The following is a 21,855-nucleotide window of genomic DNA, read 5'->3' on the forward strand; positions in this document are numbered from 1 at the left end:
CTTCCACTCCTAAAGTCGGCTCGCGGCTTCGGGGTGGTTCTTGGTAAACTGACTGTAATCCGCTCGTGTAAAGACCGCCGTACTTCCGTCGGACAAGGGAACCTTCAGATCTCCCGTTTCGATGGGAATGTCCAGGATGCTTTGCAGGATGCCCGCTTTGGTGGCCACGGCGTAGTTCTTGGCTTCCGGGGCCAGCGGATCGGCGATGCGTTCGGCCACCGTGGTGCTTCGAAAATCGAGGACCCTTCCCACGATCGGGTTTTTGAATTGAATGTCAGCAGCCGTTGCCTCCACCATGCTCGAGGGTTCCACTGCGAGGGGTTGAACTCTCTTGGAGACGGTCCAACTGGTGCCGGCGGTGGCTTCGGGATTTTCCGCCCGGGCCAGGACCGCCTCCTTCTCCCGCGCCTTGGCCTTTTCGAAGAAGCCTTTCAGCTGGAGCTCCGTGGCGCGGCTTGTTTCGCCTTTGGCGATGTCGGCCAGCACGGGGCTCGTGGCCAGCCGGGTGGCCTTTTCGTCGCCCAGGAGAATCTGGCGCACGCGGTAGATGTCCGTTTGGACCTTGAGAAATCCCAGATCCACGGCATCGTCGCTTCGCCGGATCTTGTCGTCCAATTCCGCGACGAAGGTGCTCAGGTCCTTGTATTCGGGGTTGTCCTGAGCCCCCGTCTTGAGCAGATGGAGCGTTTGTTTTTCCTCCGTGGTCAGGGAGTAGGGCGAAAGGGTCTGGTCCACGAGCCGGACCAAGGCCTCCAGGGTCTTTTTCTTGTAGATGTCCCGGAGAACCTTGCTCCACAGGACCTTTTCTCCAGGTTGGGCGTCCGGGTCTGGATCCGGATAGGAAGGGATCGTTGTCAGGTCGACACTTCCCAACACCACAGGGGCCTGGGAACGCAGATCCGTGCGCCGGCTCAGCCACAGGCCGATGTCCTGCAGGAGGGCGTCCACGGTCTCCTGGAGCGAGGGATCGGCTTCTTCGGTGAGCAGCAACCGGGGATCGTACAGCTCCTGAGCAACGGGGACATAGACCATGAGAGCGTCTGCACTGAAAAGGTCCACAGGTTTGAGGGATACGGCGGCCTCTACGATCCACTCCACCTGCTCCAATGGGACCGGAGCCGCCTCCAGCCGATAGTTTCCCGGAAAGAAGCCGACGCGCCGGTGTTCCAGATCCAGCACCTCCAGGGGCAGCACGCCCACCGGGGGGAGGTATCGGAACTCCGCCGCTGCGTCATCGAGGGGCCGGCCCTCGGCCAGGATCTCTCGAAGATGCTGGTGGAACTGGTCCATGCGCGCCTGCCAGAGAAAGGGGGTGCCCCGGGCCGGAAAGATCGGGCGCCGGGGTCTGGGCGCTCCGCCGCTGCGTACCACGGCGAACCGGTCGGCAAACACCACGGCGCCGTTTGAGGCGATCTGGAGAAGCGCCACGGGAAGTCCCACCTCTTCCCAGGGGAAAACGGGGTCGGCATCGGAAGACGCGGCCTCCTGGAAAAAGATCTGGTAGGCCAGCCGGTTCCTGAAACGGGCTCCGGATGCCGGCATGGAGATGTGCGCCGAGGGCCAGGGCATCCACACCAGGCGGCAGCCGTCCACACGCTGGTAGTCCACGTGGGCTTCCTCCCGGGGGTCCAATTCGCAAGGGTCCATGTCGTCGGCTTCGGCCGGCAGGTGCACCACAATGGGCTGCAGGACGAGCACGCCCACCCCCCGGGGTGGCGGGGATTCCTCGTTGTCGTTTCCCCAGGTGGGGATTTGATCCACGGTGGCCCTCATGGGGCGGGCCACCGTCGCGTCCTCCCCGCTGGTGCAAAGCCCCCGTCCCGGCGAGATGGTCACGATCCAGCTTCTATGCACCGGGGGGAGACGCCTTTCCACCTCGTCGCCAATCTCCACCACCGCCCTGTCTTCCCGGACCGGCTCCAAGTCCAGGGCCAGCGGCGCTTCCACACCCACTTCCAGTCCGAAGACCACGCCCGCCGACCGCTCCATGCCGGCCAGGGCCAGGTGCCGCTCGCGGTGGTCCGATTCCCTGTCCAGGGCCGTTTTGGTGAGAGTTCTTCCGGCGTAGTGGTGAAGCCGCCGGAAGCCTTCCGTGATCCGGATCGCAGGGGCGGGCTCCATGAGGACGACGCGTTCGTCCTTTTCCCAACGTCGGGGCGGAAAGATCTTCATGACTTGAGACTCCTCAAGGCCTCCTGAACGTATTCGGCCAGTGCCGTCGGCTCCACGCCCGGCTCCTTCAGCATCTTGTTCAGATCCTCCAGGAACTTTTCTTTGGCCTCGGGTTTCAGACGCCGCATGAGCCGGTCGATCTCGGGAACCACCTGGGCTTCGGCCAGTTTCTTGCGCACCTGCTCGTTTCTCTTGGCGGCCTCCTTGTCCGGCGTACCGTCCGGGCGGGTTTCCGGTTCCAGGATCTTCTCCTCCACCACCCGGATGCCTTCCCCCAGGGCTTCATCGTCGTAGCGTTTCATGATCTCCCGGGCGGTGGCGGCGTCCAGCCGTTTGGCCTTCTCCAGTTCCCGCACGGCCGCCTGGAGCAGGGTGTCCGATTCCTGGAACTTCTTGGAGGTGAGCATGGAGGCCATGATGAGGTCCGCTTCCGCACTGGCGCGCACCTTGAGGCGCGTGTACTTGTTGGCCAGGCCTTTCTCCTTGAGGTAGGCCCGCATGTCCCTTTCGTCCCGGAACTCATCGGCCAGAACGGGGATCTTGGCCCCCGTGACGTCTTCCCGGTAGGGGAGGTTCCTTCGGCGCACGTACCAGAGCACGGGATTTCGGGCCAGGAGGGCCTGCCATCGAGACACCTTGGAGATCTGGATGTCCGCCTTGGTGGAAAGGGTCGGCCACTTTCGTGACAAGGCCGGTTGTTTTGCATCCGCGGTGCGCAAGGAGTTGGCGGAAGGCAGCGCCGTTTCCACGGCCCCCAGTTCGGCGGCGGTCTGGCGATAGACGTTCCTGGGCAGGGGAATGAGCACCAGGACCGATGTGGCGGCCAGGGCCTCTTCCGAGGCGGCCAGATCCAGGGGCGGCAGCAGGAAGCTTTCCTCCACCAGGCAGGGGAGCTCATCTTCGGGAAGGATGGACAGATCCACCTGGACCGCCGGAGGAAAGAAGGTCTGGGTCAGGGCCCCGGGGTCGATGCAGGCGGTGGGCAGCCTTCCCGCGGCGGGAAGGGAGAGGAAATAATCGGAGGCGGCGAAGGCGGGCGGCTGCCCCGCCAGGCGGCGGCTTTCCATGATTTCATCGAACATTCCGCTTGCCTGGAGAAAATGGGAGACGCGGACGGAACGCGGGGCCATGCCCAACCCCAGGACGTCCACGTCGTTGCTTCCCATCTCCCGTCGCACCATGGGCGGATCCACCCACTGGACGAACCCTCGGTCCAGTTCCACCATGGCCAAGGGCAAGGTGGAAGGCGGGGGGGAATACCCGGCGCCCTTGACGAAAAGTTCATGGGCGGCCGCCGCCCGCCTCAGACCGGCCGGGACGGCCGCGTCCGAGGCGGTGAACGGGATGAGGGTCAACACCACGGCTTCCACGATATCGCCGTCTTCCACCTGCCGCTCATCGCCCAGCCGGGACGGGTAGGCTCCCACCGGGTTGGCCGTGAACTCCACCGCCCGGGCCGCCAGGACGAAGAGTCCCGTCAGGGTCCGGAAGGGAGGAACGGGTTCCTTGGAAAGGCCCAGCATCCGGTTGATCTGATCCAGGTAGGGCAGGTCGCCCAGGTCCACTTCCACGTCCCTGGAGAGCACGATGCGTTCGCCGCCGGATGCGATTCCCAACCCCTGCCCCACCCGAAGGCGGGTGGCCTTGGAGCCCGGTGTCACCCGGAGGCCGCGTACGACCCCATAGCCTGCGGCCTGGGCCAGGTCCGCCTGCCGGGCGAGAAAATAGGTCTGCTCCCGCTGCAGGTCCCGGGCCGTCAGGAACCGACCGTCGAACCACAAGGGGCGGCTCCGCCTCGCATCGGTCACCAGCAGTCCCGCCTGGGAAAGCCGCCTCACGGTTTCCCCGTCCAGGGGAACGCGTCCTCGTTTCGTGATCCATTCCGCCATGACTTGTCACCTCGTGTGGCCGGCCAGCCAGGCCAGCTCGGCCGTGGAGAAGGAAAAGAGCCGGAGTTCGTTGAAAACCTCCACGTCCCGCGTCATGTCCCGCACCACGGGCGGTCCGGGACGGGCCGGAATGACGATCCGGGCGAGAAAGAGCTCCGTTCCGTCCTGATCCTGTGTGTGCTCGGGAAGATGGGAGAGACGGTCGCCGCCGCTCTCCCACAGGGCGTCCTCCAGCCAGGCCTCCCGCAGCTTGAATTCCACGAAGCGGCGCCGCCGTTCCTCGGGATCGCTCAGCCCGCTCAGGTCCGGGAACGGCCGGCGGGGGATGCGAGGATCTTCCTCCTCCCGGAGGACCAGGCTCAGCAGGCTGCCGTCCCGAACCCGGCTGGGCGCCACTCCGTCCAGCTTGTCCAGGTTTCCGGAGACGAAGGCCGGTCGCGTGCCGTGAAGGCAGGGCGCATAGGCGATGAATACGTCCGCCCAGACCCCGTCGGGAAAGCCGGAAGCGGCGGCGTGGTAGGCGTTGGACAATCGGTCACGCCCTGCGGGGTCCTCAGCCTGCTGCTCGAACCACACCGCCAGGCGGAGGCACAAGGGCCGGCGGACTTCGATGAATCTTCCCAGCCGGTCCAGGGCCAGCCCGGGCGTCACCACCAGCTGCTCCTCCCGGGCGGGCCGGGGCGGAGATGTGAGGGCTTCCAGAGCGGGAAGCCATTGCACCTCCAGCCCCGCCACGGTTCCGTATCCGTGAAGATAGGCCGCCATGCGGGCAAGCCGGCCCCGGTGGTAGGTCTGTTCGTCCTGAAAGTCTTCGGCGTCCAGCAGCATGCCCGTTTCGTAATGCAGACGCTCGGGGGGTACGGGACGGGTCAGGGGATCAGTGGTTCGCGGCATGGCGGACCTCCTTAATCAAACCTCGGATCCAGGCTTGGGGTGTCCAAAAGGGAAGAGTCCCTGCCGAGGCGGGAGGCGTCCTCGCAGACGGGACTCAACGGTGCTCTCTTTCCGGGCGCAGTGTCCACTCCCAGGAGTGATGCGATGCCCGCCACCAAGTTCTCGGAAGCGGCCGCGATGCGCACGTCCACGTGCGCGGGCGCCTCCAGGGCCGCCACGCGCCGCACCAGGTCCACCGTTTCCGGGGCCGTCTCCGTGTGGACCAGAATCGTCACGCGGTGGGCGAAGGCGTCGTGGAAGGCGGCCGTCACCTCCTCCTCGTCCTCTCCATCCGGAACGCCGGGGCGGAAGAGGGCCAGGAACTCCCTTTGTTCCTCGGCGCCCAGGAAAAGGCTGCGCCCCACCCGGCTGTTTCCTCCCGTGGAAACACCCAGGGTGAGCGGGTCCCGGGTATCGTCCAGGTCCGCACCCAGGAGAGTGGAAAAGGTCCGGCGCAGCCTGAAATCCTCCACCACCACGATGCGGCCCCGACGGACGGCTCCTTCCGTGGCAACATCCAGGGCGCGGATCATGCCGACTAGTGTTCCGTGCTCCCGGAAGAGGAGTCCCGCTTCTCTGAGAAGCCGTCTTCGGGCGGGCAGGGAAAAGGCGGGTTCCAGGCTGACGCCGATCCAGGAGGCCAGCCATTCCAGGGCTTCTGAAGGCGCGGCGTCCGGGTCCGTGAGCACATGGGCGGCGGCCACCCGATCTTCCAGGGGGGTGAGAATCCCTTCGAAAAGGCAGAGGAAGCGTTCCAGAAAGTCGGCTCCGGTGGCGTCCCCTTCGGCTTCGGCTTCCGAACCCACCAGGGGTTCCTGGTAGATTTCCGGAAGGTACCGGTCCCGATAGGAAAAGCGGGGCGCGTACACCCGAAGAGCCGCCACTTCCGGGCTCGCCTGTCCGGTCCCCCAAAGCTCCATCTCCACCCAGAGGAAGCGGCCCTGGAGGCGCCGCACCCTCCCGGACGGCTTCTGGATCAGGGCGGTGAAAAGGCCCGCCCGGTCCTTTTGAGGGGGACAGTCCAGGAACCCTTCATGGAAGGGGATTTCCGAAGGGACCGGAACCCAGGCCCCGCGGGCCACGGCGCGAGCCTCCGATTCCGCCGGGTCGGCGGGAACAGCCCCGAACAGAACCGGGACGAAGCGCTCCGGTGGCGGCGGTTCCGGTCCGTTTCCGGCGGCAAGCCGCACCTGAAGGCCCGTTCCCGGCGGGAGGACTCCTTCCAGGTAGAGACGATGCCAGACCGTTTTGGAATCTCCGCTGTCCAGCACCCGCGCGGACCGGACCACGGCGTGGGTCGTCAGAAAGGGGTGGGACAGGCGGTGAAGGGGCTTGGGACGTATCTGGACGCGGGCCTCCATCGCCCCGGACGCGGCCTGCTCTTCAAGATAATGAACCGGGCTCGCCCAGCCGTTGCAAAAAGGCCCTCCGTCCCAGCCGGGGAGCGGATAGAGGGAACCCACGGGATCCGCGCCCTTGCCCGCGTTCGTGGGAAGGCGAAAGACGGGCGCGTCGCGTGCGCCTTCCAGCAGGGACGCCCAACGATCCCGTTCGACCCAACCGATGGAAAAGGGGGCCGTCAGGCCCCGCAGGGCGTCCGGAGGAAAGAAGGTGTCTTCATCCCAGATGAGCACCTGTGCTTCGGCGTCCTTCACCCAGAAGAGGAAGGCCAGGCGGCCCTCGGCCGAAATCGCCGCAGACACCAGTTCCCATTCCGCGGGAACGGGAAGGTCCACGGGATCCAGGACTTGGGGCGGGCCCGGGTTTTCGACGCAGGGGCGTCCCACCTGCGGGGAAAAATCCCGGTGGATGTGTTCGGGGAAGGGGATTCCCGTTATGCGCGCCGCCTTCTTGTGTTTTCTGTCCACGAGCCAGGCTCCCCCCGACGGGCGGGCAAGGATGCGGTCGGCTTGAAGATCGGTGCGGGAGAGCCTCACGGGCTCCCAGCGCTTCAGAAGGTCCACCATGAGCGCATGGCTCTCGCCGGAAGCTTTGCGCACCACCAGCCACAAGACCCCTTCGGGCCCGGCCGCCAGATCCAGGATCCGCTCGGAGGAACCGACCTTGTGAATCTTCACGGGATGCGGGAAGGCGCCTGCCGCCGTCACGGTCCTCCCGTCCGGGGAAACCATGGCCCAGGCGCCGAAGGCGTCCACGGCGGTCCGAACCCGCTCGGCGGCGGCCCGCGCCGAGGCCTTGTCCTGGGCGGGCCTTTGGACGGACCGGCGGGATGCCAGCCTCAGCACACGCCGATCCTCGTCCCAGGAGGCGTTGTCGTCCAACGCCCAGTCCTCGGAGCCGCTCAGCATCCAGAACTTCAGGCCGTTGCTGTCCATCAGCAGACCTCCGGAACCACGGGAATGGGAAGCACCGGCGTGCCCGGATCCAGGTGGTCCAGAGGGGACCGCTCCATGCTTTCGGGGGCCCGATCGCCCTCCAGACACACCACCTGGAGGAGTTCGGGGAGCTGCCAGGGTTCCAGGGCAAGGACCACCGGCGCTCCCTGCGACGTGGGGTGGAGCGGCCTCCAACCGTCCGCATCCAGGGAAAAGAGGCGCAAGTCCGTTACTTGCCGCACGCCGGTCACCCTGGCCACGGCCACCTCCAGGTCCCTGTCCACCACGGCCCCTCCCAGAGGCCATCCCGCACCGTCGAACCCTCCGGGAGTCAGCGGCCAGAGCACCTCCCGCAAGGCCCGCCGCACGTTCTGCAGCACCAGGTCCCTGCGATGGCCCTCCCGGATGCGCACGGCCACGCCGACCGCCACAGGCTTGTATTCGCAGCCGATCACATAGAGCTCCGTGCCCAGCGGACGGCGTGCATCCAGGTAGGCGTGAACCCGCTCCAGACAGAGACGGTCCGGGCGGGGGCACGGGGGTTGCCGGTCCTCCTTCCAGGGAAGCACCAGGACACTCACCACCCCGGGAACGTCGAACCGACGCTGTTGGGGCTTGAAACGGGCCAGCACTTCCACGCGACCCAGGCGAACCGCCGGGGTTTCGGCGGCGAGCTGACGGTAGTCTTCCTCGGTCACGGCCCGGTTGGCGTGGCGGAGAACGGCCGGGATGCGCTTTTCCGCCTCTTCCGGGCTTTCGGGATCCTCGCCCCCGCTGGTGGCCAGGGGCTGGAAGGCCTTGCACTTGGGGTGGGATACGGCCGTGAGGGATCCGGCCGGAAGATTGCCGCTGCGGCCGCCGCCGAATCGCATGACTTCCACCCGGATCCGCATTCCCGCCGAAGGGATGCGCCCGCGAACGCCGTCCCCGAACCGAACCGATCCGGCTTCCGAGTCCAGTTCATAGACCCGGTCATCCCGCCCGGCGGTGGCGAGGTCCGGCGTGCGGCGCCAGGAAACGAAGCCCTGCCGGGCCTCTTCCACCTGGAGCGTCAGGGATTTCGGATCCACGGAGGCGCCCGGGAGGTCGAATTCCTGATCCGCCGTGCCGTCGGAGACGCCGACGATCAGGTTTCGAAGCGTCCGTCTCTGATCGATGCAGACCGCGTTGATTCCGGCCCAGGTCACCGAAAGATCCTGCACGGGCTGCGTGGGGCGAAGGCGGATCCAGGCGATGAGGCGTGAGGCCTTGTCGTCGTCGTCCAGCCGCGGAGGCCTGTTTCCCACGCCTGCGAAAAGGTCCTTTTCCAGGTCGTTTTCCGGCGCCCCCACATCGTCTATGTCGGGAAGAAGGAGTCGAACGACCCCTTCCTCCAGAAGACCGTGGGTGCCATCGTCCACCACTTCCAGGGTGAGGTATTCGGGATCTCCCGTGGGCATGGCCCGGCTCGACGTGATTTCCCACTCATGGGCCACGGCGCCCCGAGGTCCCAAGATCTCCAGGATGCCGGGAACCTGGAGTGCGGGAGACCATCCCATGTTGAGCACCCGCGGGCCCGCGTTCCCCCGGGAAAGGGACCGCCGCACGGCCTCCGGATCGGCCCCGGACGGGGAAAGGAGCGCCATCCACAGGCACCCGTCCACGGCGTCGGCGATGTTCACCCCGGAAGCCTGGGCTTTTCTTTCCTCAAAGACGGGGGTGGTGATGTAGGCCATGGCGGCCGGGGCGTCCCGGGAGCCGCTCAGGCCGTAAATGGACTGTAAGCCTTCCAGGACCCTTTGAAGTCGGGCCGCTTCGTCCGGGGTCGGGGCGCGCTTCACGTAGGCCTCTCCTTCCAAGGGGCACACCATGATCTCCCCGGTCGTTTCGAAAGGAACGGGGCCGGTGACCGCTGTGCCCACGGGAACGGAGACCACTTCCGGCTTCTTGGGATGGGCCGGTTCCAGAACCAGCAGGCCCCGGGCGGGCGTTGCGGGCCTCACCGGGATGTGCAGCAGTTTCAAGAACGCCAGACGCTGGCGCTCCGGAATGCGGTTCACCCGATACAGGAGCGTATCCACGAGCCAGGCGAACAGCTCCAGGATCGTTCGGCCCGGGTCGCCCGGCGCCGGATGGGTCCATTCCGGCGTGTGCCCGGGAATCCGCGCAAGCAGCTCCCGAACCAGATCGTCGAAGTTCCTGTCGTCCAGCGTTGGAACGGTCAGCGGCATGGCTCAACTCTCCAAGGTCATGGTCAGTGCGGCCCGGGCCGGGCGACGGGTCCGCAGCACCCTGTAGCGGATCTCCACCCGGATCTGATCCCGCCGGTCCGTTACGGTCTCCACCGACACCTGCTCCACCTGGATCCTGGGTTCCCACCTGTCCAAGGCGTCCAGGACCGCATCGTGGATGCGGCGGCGCGTGCCGAGCGTGTTGGGTTCGTGGAGGAAGCGGCCCAGGCCCGCTCCGAAACCGGGTCTCATGAGCTGCTCTCCCGGGGCGGTCGTCAGGATGATGCGGATGCACTGGCGGATGCTCTCCTCCAGGGACGGATAACGGAGCCGCCCGCTCCCGTCCGGAACGGGGAGCAGAGGCCAGGTGACGGGTGGGGGCGGAAGGTGCTTTGTCTTGGTTTCCATGGCCGGGATTCCCCGTTTTTTCTAGGTTTCCGAATCCGATCCGGAGCCGAAATCGGGAAAGGGAATGCAGATGCGCACAAAGGGCAGCCAGAAGAAGACGATGTGGAGAAGCACAAGAAAGATCTGCAAAACGATGAAGGCGCACAGGGTGAGGATGGGAATGTTGAATCCGCAGATCATGCCGAAATTCCCCGATCCCTCTTCGTGGGATCCGTCCAGGAGCTCTCCCATGTCCAGCTTTTCCAGGCTCTTTCGAAGGGACGACGGCACCCGGAAGGCCACGTTCGGCTTCAGCCGGGAAAGGGCCTTCTTGTCCAGGGCGGGGAGCGAAACCTGCACGGGGGGTTGCCCGCTGCTCTCGTACCAGGGAACGATCCGGAAGGACTCCGACGGGGGGCTCCACACCGTGCGGCAGGGCCAGCCGTTCTCTCCCTTGATGCGCAGGAAAACCCGGATCTGGTACCGGGCTCCTTCCTCGTCGAAGCGGCCGCGACGGGGAGCCACGTCCCGCCAGCGGGCCGTCAGGGCCGCCTTTACGGCCCTTTCGATCGCCCGGGCGTCTTTGGAGTTCGGAACGGGCCAGAACGCGGGAACGGATCGGAGGTCCTTTTCTCCGCCCCGTTCCACTTCCCGGTGGGCCTTTTCCACCACCGCACCGACCGTGGGCTCCGAAGACCCGGCGGGCATGGGGATGGCTTGGAGGACCTTGAGAAGATGACGCCCCTCCTGCGATCCCGTGAAGGCGCCCGCGTCCCTTTCCAGAAATCGGAGAAGGTTCAGGAATTCCTCCGCGGTGGTCCGGGTGGCGGCTTCCTTGCCGTCCCCAGCCTTGAGCAGGCGGGGGATGCGTTCCGCCAGCAGGGCGTCGTTGAAGGGGGCGGCGCCCGGGCCGGGAGCGGCTTCGTCGCTCGTCAGGGTGAGAATGCCGTAAAAGAAGGTCTTCTTTTGAATCCGGCAGACATCGGGGGGCGCCGCGAAGAGAGGCAGGAAGACCTCTTCGCGTTCTTCCAGAAGGTCTGCGGGAGGCGCCTTGGAAAGCAGCCGGAGATTGGCCCCGAGAAGGCGTTCCTTGCGAACGAGGGGGTCCGGATCGTAGCTCGACTCGCCCCGGGCCGCATCCTGGGGAAGATCCACCCAGCCCACCGGGCTTTCCTTCCGGCGCATCCACCCCTGAACCCTGCCGTTCGTTACGCGTCTTACCACCACACCCGCCTTCTCCACCCGATCCGGGTCCAGACGGGGCTCCCCCGGCTGCGTGCATGCGGCGTGGACCAGCACCACGTGAAAGACCCGGTGCACGGGCTGGAAAAGGCGCAGGACCTTTTCCTCGGTGCGACTGTCGGCGGTCGCCCGGGCAAGATCTTCCCCGGGATCTTCCCGCCGGAGGGTCTCCAGAAGCCTGGGAATGCAGTCGGCCTCCCCGTACTGGAGGATGAGCGGCCTCGGATCCACCGGGGCTCGTGCCGCAACCGGCGGCCCCGCAATTCGGATGGTGTGTTGGATGCCTACCATACGTTGCCCGCTCCCGGGGTGTAGGTGGAAGCCACCACGGTGGTGGTGATGAGGGTGTTGCATTGGACGACCCCGCTGAAGGTGGCCATGGCGGAGTCCACCTGCACCATGCCGGAAGTGACCTGGACCTGGGAAGCCTCCACGCTCACGGTGGCGGGGGTCTGGACGGAGACGCCCGCACTGTCCAGGGTGATGGTGCTTCCGGCGGCTCGACACACGATCTTTCCCCCGCCGTCGTCGGTCAGTTCCGCCTCCACCCCCGACGGTGTGGTGATCCGCACGGTGGGGCTTCCGGACGTGGGTTCCTCGATGGCGATGCGCGTTCCCGCTTTGCCCACCAGGGTCCAGCGGTCCACCTCCTCGCCGCTTCCTCCCAGGGTTTCCGGAGCGGGCGCCGAACCGTTCCACAGGGACCCCACCACCACCGGGAAGCGGGGATCGCCGCCCACAAAGGTCACCACCACCTCGTCACCCACGTCGGGGAGGAAGAAGGCTCCGCGCTGCGGACCGGCGAAAGGCACGGCCACCCGGGCCCAGACCGGTCCGTTCTGCTGGTCGAATCCGTCGAAGGACAGCAGCCGCACCTGGACCCGATGGCGTCCGTCGGGATCATTCACCGAAACCACCTGAGCCAGGTGCGACTGGAGCCAGACGGAAGGCCGCCAGCCCAAGGATCCTTCCATGGTCAACCTCCGAAATAGGCCCCTTCCGCCTCAAAATCCGTCTCGTAGCCGTTTTGGGGATCGAACCGGTGGCAGGTGCGCGTCACCGTGTAGGTGTTTTCGAAGCGCGGCCCCACGCCCACGATGCGCACCCGGCTTCCCACCCGCAGGTCGGGATGACCCTGGGTGCACCCCTCCACCAGAACGAACCGCCGGGCCCGATCCAGATGGACCGCCTGCACCAAGGCCCGGGCTTCCCGCTCGTCGCGGGCAAGGAAAGCGCCCGCGTGTTCCGTCCTGGGTCCGAACGCCTCTTCCAGTATTTGCCTGCCCGTTCGGCCCGAGCCCGGGCCCAGAGGCAGGGATCCGTCGCTCTCCACCCGGATGGCTTCCCCCTGGGCGGCGTCCCACCCGCTGTAGGAGATGGTGGACACCTGGTGGGCCAGATCCGCCAGAAGTCGCACCCTTTTGAGCTGGCTGTGGAGCTCCAGGGTGATCTCTTCCCCGGAACCCTCCCCCTCTCCCCAGGGCGCCGCGTGCAGCTCCCCGCCGGACACCCGCATCCAGGCGTCGTGGCGTTCCAAGAGACGCCGCAGGAAGCCCAGGTCCGTCTCGTTGATCTGCACCTGGGTTCCCACCGGATGGTCCAGATGGCTCACCCGCGCCCTCAGGCCCATCTCGGCGGCCAGGCTTTCCACCAAATCGCCCAGGGTGGTTTCGGAATGGGTGCGGGTTCTTCTCTTCATGCGGGCCTTCTGCAGGGGATCTTCCGCCAGGACGATGAGCTCCGGCGGGTGTTCCGGTCCGAAGACCGCCTCCAGGCCGCTCACCGTGCCCCGAAAGATCTCCCGGGGGTCGGATTCGTCCCCCATGGAAAGGACAAGGGCCATCCCCAGGCCGATGGGGCTTTCCTCTTCGGTCTCGAACGCCCAGCCGATGCCCCGCTCCGAGGAACGCGAAACGTTGGCGAACCGGAGTTCCGCCCAGGCCGGACCCTCCCGCTGCTCGTTGGCCTGCGCGGAAAGAAGCAGCTCGTCGGCCAAGGGCGAGCGCCGCCCGTCCAGCAGGAGGGTGGGGCGGGCGGCGTACAGGGCGGCCCGGCTCAGGGCCCGTTCCGTGCTCATGGGTTCTCCTCGTTGCCGGTCGGCGCTCATGGCTTCCCAGAGGCCGACCCCGTTTGCGTCCATTCGCGCCCATCCGGCCCGGTACCGCAGGGGCGCATGAGGATTCGCCCCCACGGACCTCCGGGGGCGGTTGGCATGCTCCCTCCGTGATCGTCAGTCCGCCGAGAGCCGCGAGGCCCTGTAATCGGCTCGTGCCTGCAGGCGCCTGAAGATCCGCAGATCCTCTTCGGGGCTTCCCTCTGCAACCCGCGGAGCTTCCGGACGGTCAACGGTTCGGGGCTCCTCGCCCGTTTCCGCGATCACTTCCTCAAAGACGATGGGCACGGCTCATTCCTCCTCGAATCGGATACGGTCCTTCAGGCTGGCACCGGCTCCCACGTCGGCTCGAAAGCCCGCCCCGGCCGTGGCCCGCACCTTGCCTCCCATGCCGAAACCCGCTTCGGCGCCCGCCCGGGTGCCCGCGGAAAACCCGACCTGAAGGCGCATTCCGGCCGAGACGGCCACGGTTCCCACGCCGGGGCGCCGCAGGCTGTCCAGGTTGTTGGCCTGGGCCAGCTCTTTGGCCGCCCGGGGGTCCCCGGCCCGGGCGGCGCTCTGGGTCAGGCTCTCTTCCGGTCCCAAGTCCATGAGCGTTGCCTGGGTGCGTTCCCGGAGGGCGTCCCGCTCCTCTGCGCTCACCTCGCCTTCCTCGAAGACCCGCTCCTGCTGGTGGATCGTGAGGTTCACGGCGGACCGGAGCGGGATGCCTTCCGGAGAGAAGAAATCCAGGGTTTCCTTGTAGCTGGAGATGTAACCCGTGAACTTCACCGTGCCCCACTCAAAGACCACCACGGCGGGGATCTTGCGGTTCCGGTCCCGGGCCCTGCGGGCGCCCCGGTTCAATACCGGATCCATCATCCGGCCGATCCTCTGGGTGTCTTCCCGCACGTCCGTTCCCACCAGGGTGGTGTCGAAGACCAGATCCACGGTCAGCTGGGCCGTGGCGTCCGTCACGTGTTGGGCCGCCTGGGCCCCCCGTCCCTGTTGCACCCGGTTGGTCAGGGTGATCTGGAGGGATTCGGGGTTGAAATGCACTTCCACGCGCCTGGATTCCCGGTCCTGTTCGGACAGGTTTCGGCCGTCCTCGTCCGTGAGCGGCGTGAGAAACGCTTTGGTCGGCTCGGGCACCGTCAACTCCCTTCCAGTTCCAGGCCTTCGTGGACGAAGTGGACCTCCTCGATGCCCACGTCGGAGGTCCTGGCGTTGAGGTCCGCGGTCTTGAACTTGACCGGCAGAGCCCGGCGCATCCGCCACCGCAGGGCCACGTCGTCGGAGCGGGGATCGGCGCCCATGTCCAGCACGCTCACCACCACGTCCAGCCGGTAGGCGTATCCGCCCTTGGCCACCAGTTCGAACCATCGCCACAGATCGCGGGTGGTGGTCACGCCGCGGCGAAGAACCACCGTGCCGAAGGAAACCCGGCCTGCCCGCTGAACCGGCCCGTAATTGCGCCCGCCCTCCTTGATGGCCTTGGGTTCCATGGACGCCTCCAGACCGGAGCATTCAGCAAAGCGGCCGCTGCAAAGGGGTACCGGATCGCCGCCGCCGTCGGAAGCCGACGGGCTGGCAAAGAAATCCACGCGAAACCGGAAAACGGGAAGCGGATGATCGGAGCTCGGACTCATGGACCTTTTTCCTTCATGCCATGCGGATGTTTCCGTCGGGTTCCATGGCCAGCACCACCTGGAGGGCTTCCACCGGGACCGCCGGCTGCACCAGGATGCGGGCCACCAGGCGCCCGGAATCCATGTCCTGGAGGGTCATGGTCTGGGGCCCGCACATCACATGGAACGCCTCCCGGCTGCTTGAACCCTCCAGGCCTCCGGCCAGATAGACGGACTCCAGCAGGCCGCTGAGGGCGCGCTGGAGACGGCTCCAGGTGCGCGGGGACGAGTCTTCGAACACCAGGGTGTCCCCGAGGCGGCGGGCGGCCTTGAGGATGAATCCCATGAGGCGGCTCACCGGGCCGGGCCCGTGGGAAGGATCGAGACTCGTGGTTCGGTCCGACGCCAGAACGACGCCGGTAGGGCCACCGTTAAAGAGACACAGACGCCGGATCATGGCGCGGGAAGCGTCCGGGGTCCGTTCCCGCTCCGCCGATGAAAGGACGGGAACGGTTCCCGAAACCCCCTGGGCGGGACGCCCGGCGGCGCTCCGGAAGGTTCCCCGTTCCAGGGCGTTGGCGGCCAGGATTCCCAGGAGCGGGCCGTCGGGGGCGAGGAGGCGGCCGGGTTCCAGCGGGTCCGTGAGCCACGGGAAGGCGCACTGGAAAAAGGCGCTTCCGCAGCCACCCTCTTCCGGTTCCGCCGCCAGGATCTTCTGCACGTCCTCGGTCCACCAGGAAGCCTCCCGTTCGGGCTCGGGCAGGGCGGCCGCCAGGATCCATTCCCGGGCGTGCCGGCGGATCCACAGAAGGATGGCCTGAACCGCCTTCCTCCACACCTGAAGGCCGGTTGGGTCACACCGGGGTGCCGTGGGGATCCACACGCGGCGGGCGGCGACGGGAGGTTCCGTTTCGGAGCATTCCACGAAGATCTCCGGATCCCTTCGGGGAGGGATTTCCACCGACACGGGATCGGAAGGCGAGGCCACCAGGTACGGCAGGTCCGGGCAGGCGGCGAAAGCCACGTCCCGAAGGGCGATTCCGTGATGGATGCCGTGCCATGTGCCCGTATCCGCCTCGGGGGACCCCAGGGGCGGAAAGGAAAAGGAGGCCAGGCGCTCCAGGGTCTCCTGGCCGTCCAGGGGGCCTTCCTCGCCGTAGAGCAGCCGCTCCAGGGCTTTTACCCGCCGGGCCGCTTCCGCCCCTTCGGGCAGGGGATTTCCCATGGAGACCACGTAGGCCTTCCGGCCCCCTTGGGCGAAAAAAGATCGGACCGCCCTTGCCAGGGGACAAAGGCCGGCGGCCTCGCCGGCCGACTCTTCCGGCCGGCCGAAGAAACCTTGAAAGGCCTCCCAGGAATCCACCGGAACGGGCACGTCGCGGAGGCACGCGGCAGACACCACCCGGTCCAGCCAGCCCCCTTCCTGGAGCCACCGCTCCAGGGCCTCGGGCGGGCGATCCAGGGGCCTCAGGGGGGCCAGGCCCACAAAAAGGGCCACGTCCATGCGGTACGGATCCGCGGAAGGCTCCGGGGTCTTCTCTTCAAACCAGATGGCCGGCATGGCGAGCGCCTCAACCCAGTTCCAGGTATTCCGCCGAAAGCACCAGCTCCTCCATGGCCACGTCGCCGCCTCCCTTGGCGGCCAAGGTGGGGCCGGTCCACTTGAGGGGAATGACTCCCCGAAGGTTCCACCGCTGCACCTCGTTGTGGCTTTCGTCCAGCAGAACGACCGACATGTTGCGCTGGGCTCCCACCCCCTCCCGACGGACCTGCTGGATCCAATCCCAGAACTCCTTGGAATCGATGATGCCCCGTTTCAGGGTCACATCGCCCACCTTGAAGATGCCGGGAACCTTCTGCACATGGTTCATGGGGTAGGTCCCTTCCCGGTATTCCGCCACGGTGATTTCGGTGTTGAGCCCCGACACGTCGGAAAAGCCGGCCACGGAAATGCCGTCTATTTCCACGATGAAGTTGAAAGCGCCGTAAGGCACCGTCCTGTCTGCAGCCATCTTTCGCCTCCCCTGTCTGGCATGGTTTGTCCGGCGCGACCCGGAGGCGCGCTTCACATCTTATTCCCGGGCGTCGGCCGTCTTCTGGCCGATGCGGAAGATGACGAACTCCGCCGGTTTCAAAACGGCCACCCCCACCAGGCAGATGAGGCGCCCGTTGTCCAGGTCGTCCTGGGTCATGGTGGACCGGTCGCAGCGGACGAAGTAGGCTTCCTCGGGGCTGGATCCCAGCAGGGCCCCGCTGACCCACTGGTTGTAAAGAAAGGCGGACACGGTGGCCCGCACGTTGCTCCACAGCCGTTCGCCGTTGGGTTCGAAGACCACCCACTGGGTGGACCGGTCGATGGAATGTTCCAGGAAGATGAAGTAGCGGCGCACGTTCACGTACTTCCACTCGGGATCGGACGAGGCCGTTCGCGCGCCCCAGACCCGGTATCCCCGCCCGGGGAAGAATCGCAGGCAATTGATGCCCAAAGGGTTCAGGACCTGCTGCTGGGCCTGGTTGATATCCCGCTCCAGCCGGACGGCGCCCCGGACCACCTCGTTGGCGGGAGCCTTCCAGACGCCGCGCTGCACGTCGCTTCGGGCGTAGATGCCGGTAACGAAGCCGCTGGGCGGCAGGGCGATCTCCTGGGGGATGCGGTCGTTTCCGGGGCGGGCCAAAGGATTGGAGACCATCACCCACGGGTAGTAGTAGGCGGCGTAACTGGAGTCGATGGCGCCCCGGATCTCCCGGACCTCCTGGGGGTCCACGCCCGGCGGGCTGTCCAGGACGGCGATCCGGTACTTCATGTTTTCCGCGTGGGTGATGAGGGCCTGCTGGATGCCGGCGTAGCGGGACAAGGCCGAGTAACCGGGAGCGGCCACGATGGCCACGTCCTCCACGTCTTCCAGGAGTCTCAGGGCGTCCGCGTAGGCCACGGCGCCTTCCACCGTGGTACTTTCGGGAGGCTCCGCGCCGTCGTTTCCCCCCGTGAGGGCGATTGTGCGGGTGGAGGCGGATCCCAGCAGCCCTTGGCGCAGGTCGAAGGGATGGACGTCTCCCTGGATGTCCACGGCGTAGGGGTTCTGAAGCGCCTCGGATCGCCGCGTGGGCGCGGGGGCGAGGACCGCTCCCAGCCATCGGGGGTGCAGCGGCGACAAGCCCACGTCCTCGTAGAGGCGCACATTGTTGTCCGCATCCCGCGCTTCCAGGTTCAGAAGCACCAGCACCGAGCCCGCCGGGAGGGGCGTGGCCGTGTTGAGCGGGGTCGCCCGGTCGGCGCCGCCCACCCAGCCGTCCGACTGGCGGCTCCGCTTGACGTAGTAGAGGGTTCCCTGGGCGGCGCGGCCCCGGGCCTCTTCGGCGGGGAGCCCCAGGGCGGTTCGGACGGAAGTGTCCGCCGCCTGGAGTCGGGCGCTTTCCCCCGTCTCGGTGGTGCTCAGCACCAGTCGGCCCGTGGCGGGATCCGTGGTGGCGCGCACCGGGATTCCCGCCGCCTGGAGCAGCCCGTCGATCTCCTCGGGGGTGACAGCATCCAGGCTGGGCACGTTTCCCGTGCCGGAAGCGGACCGTTCGTCCGGAAAGCCCAGGGCTGGCGAGGCGGCCACGTTGAGGGATGCGGCCGTTCCCCGGGCGTCCGTTCCGAGGACCAGCCGGTCGCCTCCCTCGATGCGGGCGTATCCCCTTCGGATGCGCGTGTTGATGTGAGCGGCGAGATCCGAAAGGGTGATGTTGCCCTCCGGAATGGGGATGCTTTGGGCCGTCCCGCCGATGGTGACCCGGAGCACGGTGTCTGCAGGGATCGCGACGGGATCGGCGAGGGAGTCGCTTTGGACCTCGGCGGCGTTGCCGTCGAAGGTGATGTCTCCCGGTCCGGCGGAGGTGGTGAGCGAGAGCTGATCCCCGTCCTCCAGCCGAAAGGGCGGCGCGCCTCCCATGAGAACGGCCGCCTGGGGCTGAGTGCTTCGGATGCGCAGCAAAGATCCCAGGGGCGCCTTGGGCAGGGTGGCCAGGGTCACGGGAACCGTCTTTTCCGTCACCGTGATGCGCCCGTTCAGGCCGGAACCGGGCATGCGGGCCGTGAAGCGGACCTGCACCCCGCCCGAGTCCACCACCAGGTCGGACCGGGCCTTGCCGTCGGACGACACCGCACCGCCCCCGTCCGTTCGCGGCACGAAGGTGCGCGCGATGTAGAGTCGGGATCCGCCGTTGTCGAAAAAGGCGCGCACGGCATGGGCCATGTGGTTGGTGGTGGCGGGATCCGTGTCCGTGGAGGCGGAAAAGGAGAGGTTTTCCAGACCTCCGTAGATCCGCTCGAATTCCCCAAAACTGGTCACCAACACGGGGGTTTCGGCAAGCGGGCCCTTTCGGGTGGGACCGACGAAGGCCGTAGTGCTCGTCCCGACCCCTTCGATGGATTTGGGACGAAAGCTCACTTCTTCCACATACACTCCGGGGGCAAGGTATTCCGGCATGGCTCCGCCTCCTGCTTTGGTGATGGGTTAGGTCAGGGTCTTTCGAAACCTTTCCGTCCGTCCGGCCTTGAGGCTTAGGGGATCGTCGCTGCGGACCAGGTCTTCGCGCGCCGCTTCCAGGTGATCCGGGTCCGGCGGCGCCTCTCCCGGCGGCTCCCACACCACCTGGATCCGGGCGGGAAGTTCGTAAACCACCACGGGTTCCTCCTCGTCCCCGTTCCCCCCTTCCGAGGACCGGGCCGGAGGGATACCGGGAAGGAAGACGATGCCTTCTCCGCGTGCGTCCGTGAGGCCGCTTCCCAGCAGCACGTCTCCCGCGGCGTCGGTGATCCGGACCAGCGCCCCCGAAAGGGGCTCTTCTTCTCCATCGACGGATCGGGCAAGGGAGACGCGGATCCGGCTCCACAAGGGATGGGCGGTTCCGGCGGACGGAGCGGGAAAAAGGGCGACGGAAACGGGCTGGAAGAGCGAACGGGGATCTTCATGGCGGTTCGGGTCGGGATCCCGCGGCAGCCGGACGGAAAAGGAACGGGGGAGATAACCTCCCGCTGGATCCTCCACCGTTCCCGTAAAGGCAAGGGATTCCGGCGGAGGATCCCCGGGAGCGACTCGGAAGGCTTCCGTGTGCGGCTCCAAGCCCCGGGCTCGGACCAGCACGGCCAGTCCGGAAAGGTTCCAGGAAACCTCCACCCCGGGGATCCGCACCTGCAGCCTCGCGGACACGGGATCGCGGGTCGCCCGGTCCTCGAACCGGACGGCCCCGAGAACCCGCCGGGTTCGCCATTCCACGGACCTCAGGGTCGCAAGAAGACGGGGTTCCACGCTAGCCGTCGGCACGGGATGCCTCCTTGTCTCCAAGGCCGAAGGCGACGGCGGCCACGGGGCGCCCCGCCGCCTCCATGTCCACGTCGAGGGGAACCGGTCGGACCACGTAGGCCAGGGAAAGCCGATAGGAAGGAGCCAGGGCGTCCCAGATGCGCATCATGTCCTCCGCGGAAAGATCCTCGGGGGCCACCTGGAGAAGATCACCGGTGTTCCATCCCGCCTCCGGGGACAGGATGGAGGTGTCCAGCACGGGATGGGTCTCCAGGGTGTGGACGACCCAGGCGGCCAGGACGTGCTCGGTGAGCGGGCTGTCCGCCCAGAAGGTCACCAGGTAGTGCAAGTCCAGGAGGATCGGCGGCCTTCCGCCGGCCGATCTTTTGGAGGGGGGGCGGTTTCGGCGGTGCTCGTTCCAGGTGACCCGGTAGAGGTAGAGGCCCACGGTGGTTTCCACGTCCCCTTCCTGAAGTCTCGCCAGTTCGTTGCTGGAAAAGACGTGGAAGCGGCACGCGTGGGGTTCGCGAACTTCGGGGGGAAGGGCCCGAAAGGCCCGATCCAGAAAGGTGGCGATGGAAGATCCCACCGAATGGATGCCGCTGATGTTGGCCACGAAAGCCTCCAGCAGACACTTGGGCGACTGAGTCGTATCGATTTTCCGGGAAAAGAAGCCCCAACGGCCATGCGCGCGAGTCTGGAACCAAAAAAATGATGCACGAGCCGGATCACCGTCCGCTCACGGCGGCATCACAAACCGGGAATTTTCCCAATGCCTGCCAGCAGCCGAGAGCCGGGGTGCCCACCGGGGAGGCATCCAACGTGAGGATGGGCGCCGGGGACAATGCTGTTGACTTAAGCGTCTTTAAGCTTTTCCCTTCTTCCTGAGCACCATTTGTTGGGAGGTCGTTTGGTCACGCGGGGTTGGGAAGGCCGGAGGGATCTGGTTCGGCAGTATCTGACGCGAGAGATCGCATAGTGGACGCCATTCCGCGGCGCCCGTTCGTGGGACGCGTAGCGTCCCATGAACGACAAAGCTCACCGGCCGCCACGAAGCGCCAGCGAAATGGCGGTCCGGTGCAGCGCCTTGTTATGAGTCGGTTATATTCATTCTTCTTTATTTTCTCTTTCCCTATATTGCCGGATACGGTGTGGAAGAGAATAAAGATATTCCAGTAAAAAGTCTAGAAATCTGACAATATCTTGGGCATCTTGCGGATTTGTAGGAGCTTGCGTTGGTACTGGATGAGCAGATTCATTCCCTAATTCACGAACATGATCAGACCAGTCCTTCATAATAGGCGGTAACAATCCTTTTGCCGCTAGGTCATCAACCTTAATCCGTGAGTATGTTTTTAACCAAACAAATATCAGATCTTATCTAGGATTTTGAATTTACACGTGTTTTGTGCTATAGGGTCTCCTGTCAACCTTTCACCTGGCAGGTGCTCGCATGAAGAAAATTGTGATCGAACAGTCTTCGAAAGCCTTCTACAGCAGCCACTCGGGTTTGGCTCTGGTAGGGAACCTGATCAACGGCTATACAAGCCTGTGCGAACGGTTGGAAAAGGAAGTTCCCGGGCAGCCGAGGGTTTCGCACGGGGATGTGGTGAAGACCTATCTCGGTCTCCTGTGCCTGGGCAAAAGTGATTTTGAAGCCGCGCAGGGAGTCGCGGACGAT

The 21,855-nt window shown here is 66.1% G+C and carries 18 protein-coding genes and 1 pseudogene; 1 reads left to right on the forward strand and 18 read right to left on the reverse strand.

What is annotated here, in order from left to right; translation table 11 throughout:
* Positions 1 to 9: 9 nt before the first annotated feature.
* From BUB04_RS04500 to BUB04_RS04580, 18 genes are all read right to left on the reverse strand, one after another.
* On the reverse strand, positions 10 to 2,172 hold the full coding sequence (locus tag BUB04_RS04500; protein ID WP_073037349.1) for a hypothetical protein: 2,163 nt from the start codon (positions 2,170 to 2,172) through the stop codon (positions 10 to 12).
* On the reverse strand, positions 2,169 to 4,061 hold the full coding sequence (locus tag BUB04_RS04505; RefSeq protein ID WP_073037351.1) for a hypothetical protein: 1,893 nt from the start codon (positions 4,059 to 4,061) through the stop codon (positions 2,169 to 2,171). The genes BUB04_RS04500 and BUB04_RS04505 overlap by 4 nt, the downstream gene beginning before the upstream one ends.
* A gap of 6 nt (positions 4,062 to 4,067) precedes the next feature.
* Entirely contained in the window at positions 4,068 to 4,955 is an 888-nt protein-coding gene (locus tag BUB04_RS04510) for a hypothetical protein (protein WP_073037353.1), read from the reverse strand.
* 11 nt (positions 4,956 to 4,966) lie between these two features.
* Complete coding sequence (locus BUB04_RS04515) at positions 4,967 to 7,330, reverse strand: phage tail protein (RefSeq protein WP_073037355.1); 2,364 nt, start codon at positions 7,328 to 7,330, stop codon at positions 4,967 to 4,969.
* Positions 7,330 to 9,540, reverse strand: a complete 2,211-nt coding sequence (locus BUB04_RS04520) for a putative baseplate assembly protein (RefSeq protein WP_073037357.1) — start codon at positions 9,538 to 9,540, stop codon at positions 7,330 to 7,332. Before BUB04_RS04520 ends, BUB04_RS04515 begins: the two co-directional genes overlap by 1 nt.
* A 3-nt stretch (positions 9,541 to 9,543) precedes the next feature.
* On the reverse strand, positions 9,544 to 9,948 hold the full coding sequence (locus BUB04_RS04525) for a GPW/gp25 family protein (RefSeq protein ID WP_073037359.1): 405 nt from the start codon (positions 9,946 to 9,948) through the stop codon (positions 9,544 to 9,546).
* A 21-nt stretch (positions 9,949 to 9,969) separates the two neighbouring features.
* A complete protein-coding gene (locus BUB04_RS04530; protein WP_073037361.1) occupies positions 9,970 to 11,460 on the reverse strand; it encodes a hypothetical protein in 1,491 nt (496 codons plus the stop codon).
* Positions 11,454 to 12,143, reverse strand: coding sequence for a phage baseplate assembly protein V (locus BUB04_RS04535; protein WP_073037363.1), 690 nt, complete (start codon positions 12,141 to 12,143; stop codon positions 11,454 to 11,456). The genes BUB04_RS04530 and BUB04_RS04535 overlap by 7 nt, the downstream gene beginning before the upstream one ends.
* 2 nt (positions 12,144 to 12,145) lie before the next feature.
* A complete protein-coding gene (locus BUB04_RS04540) occupies positions 12,146 to 13,246 on the reverse strand; it encodes a phage late control D family protein (RefSeq protein ID WP_073037426.1) in 1,101 nt (366 codons plus the stop codon).
* A gap of 153 nt (positions 13,247 to 13,399) precedes the next feature.
* Positions 13,400 to 13,570 (reverse strand): hypothetical protein, encoded by a 171-nt coding sequence (locus BUB04_RS19250; RefSeq protein WP_178371902.1) that lies wholly within the window; start codon positions 13,568 to 13,570, stop codon positions 13,400 to 13,402.
* 3 nt (positions 13,571 to 13,573) lie between these two features.
* Positions 13,574 to 14,413 (reverse strand): CIS tube protein, encoded by an 840-nt coding sequence (locus tag BUB04_RS04545; protein ID WP_073037365.1) that lies wholly within the window; start codon positions 14,411 to 14,413, stop codon positions 13,574 to 13,576.
* A 2-nt stretch (positions 14,414 to 14,415) separates the two neighbouring features.
* On the reverse strand, positions 14,416 to 14,910 hold the full coding sequence (locus BUB04_RS04550; protein WP_073037367.1) for a phage tail protein: 495 nt from the start codon (positions 14,908 to 14,910) through the stop codon (positions 14,416 to 14,418).
* Positions 14,911 to 14,923: 13 nt separating this feature from the next.
* Complete coding sequence (locus BUB04_RS04555; protein ID WP_073037368.1) at positions 14,924 to 16,450, reverse strand: hypothetical protein; 1,527 nt, start codon at positions 16,448 to 16,450, stop codon at positions 14,924 to 14,926.
* A 10-nt stretch (positions 16,451 to 16,460) separates the two neighbouring features.
* Positions 16,461 to 16,901: a phage tail protein gene (locus tag BUB04_RS04560; RefSeq protein WP_073037370.1), complete on the reverse strand. Its 441-nt coding sequence runs from the start codon at positions 16,899 to 16,901 to the stop codon at positions 16,461 to 16,463.
* 60 nt (positions 16,902 to 16,961) lie between these two features.
* On the reverse strand, positions 16,962 to 19,358 hold the full coding sequence (locus BUB04_RS04565; protein ID WP_073037372.1) for a phage tail sheath subtilisin-like domain-containing protein: 2,397 nt from the start codon (positions 19,356 to 19,358) through the stop codon (positions 16,962 to 16,964).
* A gap of 27 nt (positions 19,359 to 19,385) precedes the next feature.
* The gene (locus BUB04_RS04570; protein ID WP_143156350.1) at positions 19,386 to 20,195 is read right to left on the reverse strand and encodes a hypothetical protein; all 810 of its coding nucleotides are present in this window, start codon (positions 20,193 to 20,195) and stop codon (positions 19,386 to 19,388) included.
* Complete coding sequence (locus BUB04_RS04575; protein WP_073037381.1) at positions 20,182 to 20,790, reverse strand: Pvc16 family protein; 609 nt, start codon at positions 20,788 to 20,790, stop codon at positions 20,182 to 20,184. The genes BUB04_RS04570 and BUB04_RS04575 overlap by 14 nt, the downstream gene beginning before the upstream one ends.
* Before the next feature lie 491 nt (positions 20,791 to 21,281).
* Positions 21,282 to 21,548 carry a DUF4145 domain-containing protein gene (locus tag BUB04_RS04580; protein WP_084076178.1) on the reverse strand — a complete coding sequence of 89 codons (267 nt, stop codon included), beginning with the start codon at positions 21,546 to 21,548 and terminating at the stop codon, positions 21,282 to 21,284.
* Positions 21,549 to 21,627: 79 nt separating this feature from the next.
* Between BUB04_RS04580 and BUB04_RS04585 the strand changes: the two are divergent.
* Positions 21,628 to 21,855, forward strand: a pseudogene (locus tag BUB04_RS04585) (IS1380 family transposase); the annotation flags it as partial.

Origin of the sequence: Desulfacinum infernum DSM 9756 (assembly GCF_900129305.1) — a bacterium.
GTDB classification, from domain to species: Bacteria; Desulfobacterota; Syntrophobacteria; order Syntrophobacterales; family DSM-9756; genus Desulfacinum; species Desulfacinum infernum.

Coding starts and splice junctions, on each gene's coding strand:
- BUB04_RS04505 (WP_073037351.1), bottom strand. CDS start 4,061: ATGGCGGAATGGATCACGAAACGAGGACGCGTTCCCCTGGACGGGGAA.
- BUB04_RS04560 (WP_073037370.1), bottom strand. CDS start 16,901: ATGGCTGCAGACAGGACGGTGCCTTACGGCGCTTTCAACTTCATCGTG.
- BUB04_RS04550 (WP_073037367.1), bottom strand. CDS start 14,910: ATGAGTCCGAGCTCCGATCATCCGCTTCCCGTTTTCCGGTTTCGCGTG.
- BUB04_RS04520 (WP_073037357.1), bottom strand. CDS start 9,540: ATGCCGCTGACCGTTCCAACGCTGGACGACAGGAACTTCGACGATCTG.
- BUB04_RS04555 (WP_073037368.1), bottom strand. CDS start 16,450: ATGCCGGCCATCTGGTTTGAAGAGAAGACCCCGGAGCCTTCCGCGGAT.
- BUB04_RS04565 (WP_073037372.1), bottom strand. CDS start 19,358: ATGCCGGAATACCTTGCCCCCGGAGTGTATGTGGAAGAAGTGAGCTTT.
- BUB04_RS04510 (WP_073037353.1), bottom strand. CDS start 4,955: ATGCCGCGAACCACTGATCCCCTGACCCGTCCCGTACCCCCCGAGCGT.
- BUB04_RS04525 (WP_073037359.1), bottom strand. CDS start 9,948: ATGGAAACCAAGACAAAGCACCTTCCGCCCCCACCCGTCACCTGGCCT.
- BUB04_RS04530 (WP_073037361.1), bottom strand. CDS start 11,460: ATGGTAGGCATCCAACACACCATCCGAATTGCGGGGCCGCCGGTTGCG.
- BUB04_RS04515 (WP_073037355.1), bottom strand. CDS start 7,330: ATGGACAGCAACGGCCTGAAGTTCTGGATGCTGAGCGGCTCCGAGGAC.
- BUB04_RS04535 (WP_073037363.1), bottom strand. CDS start 12,143: ATGGAAGGATCCTTGGGCTGGCGGCCTTCCGTCTGGCTCCAGTCGCAC.
- BUB04_RS04540 (WP_073037426.1), bottom strand. CDS start 13,246: ATGAGCACGGAACGGGCCCTGAGCCGGGCCGCCCTGTACGCCGCCCGC.
- BUB04_RS04500 (WP_073037349.1), bottom strand. CDS start 2,172: ATGAAGATCTTTCCGCCCCGACGTTGGGAAAAGGACGAACGCGTCGTC.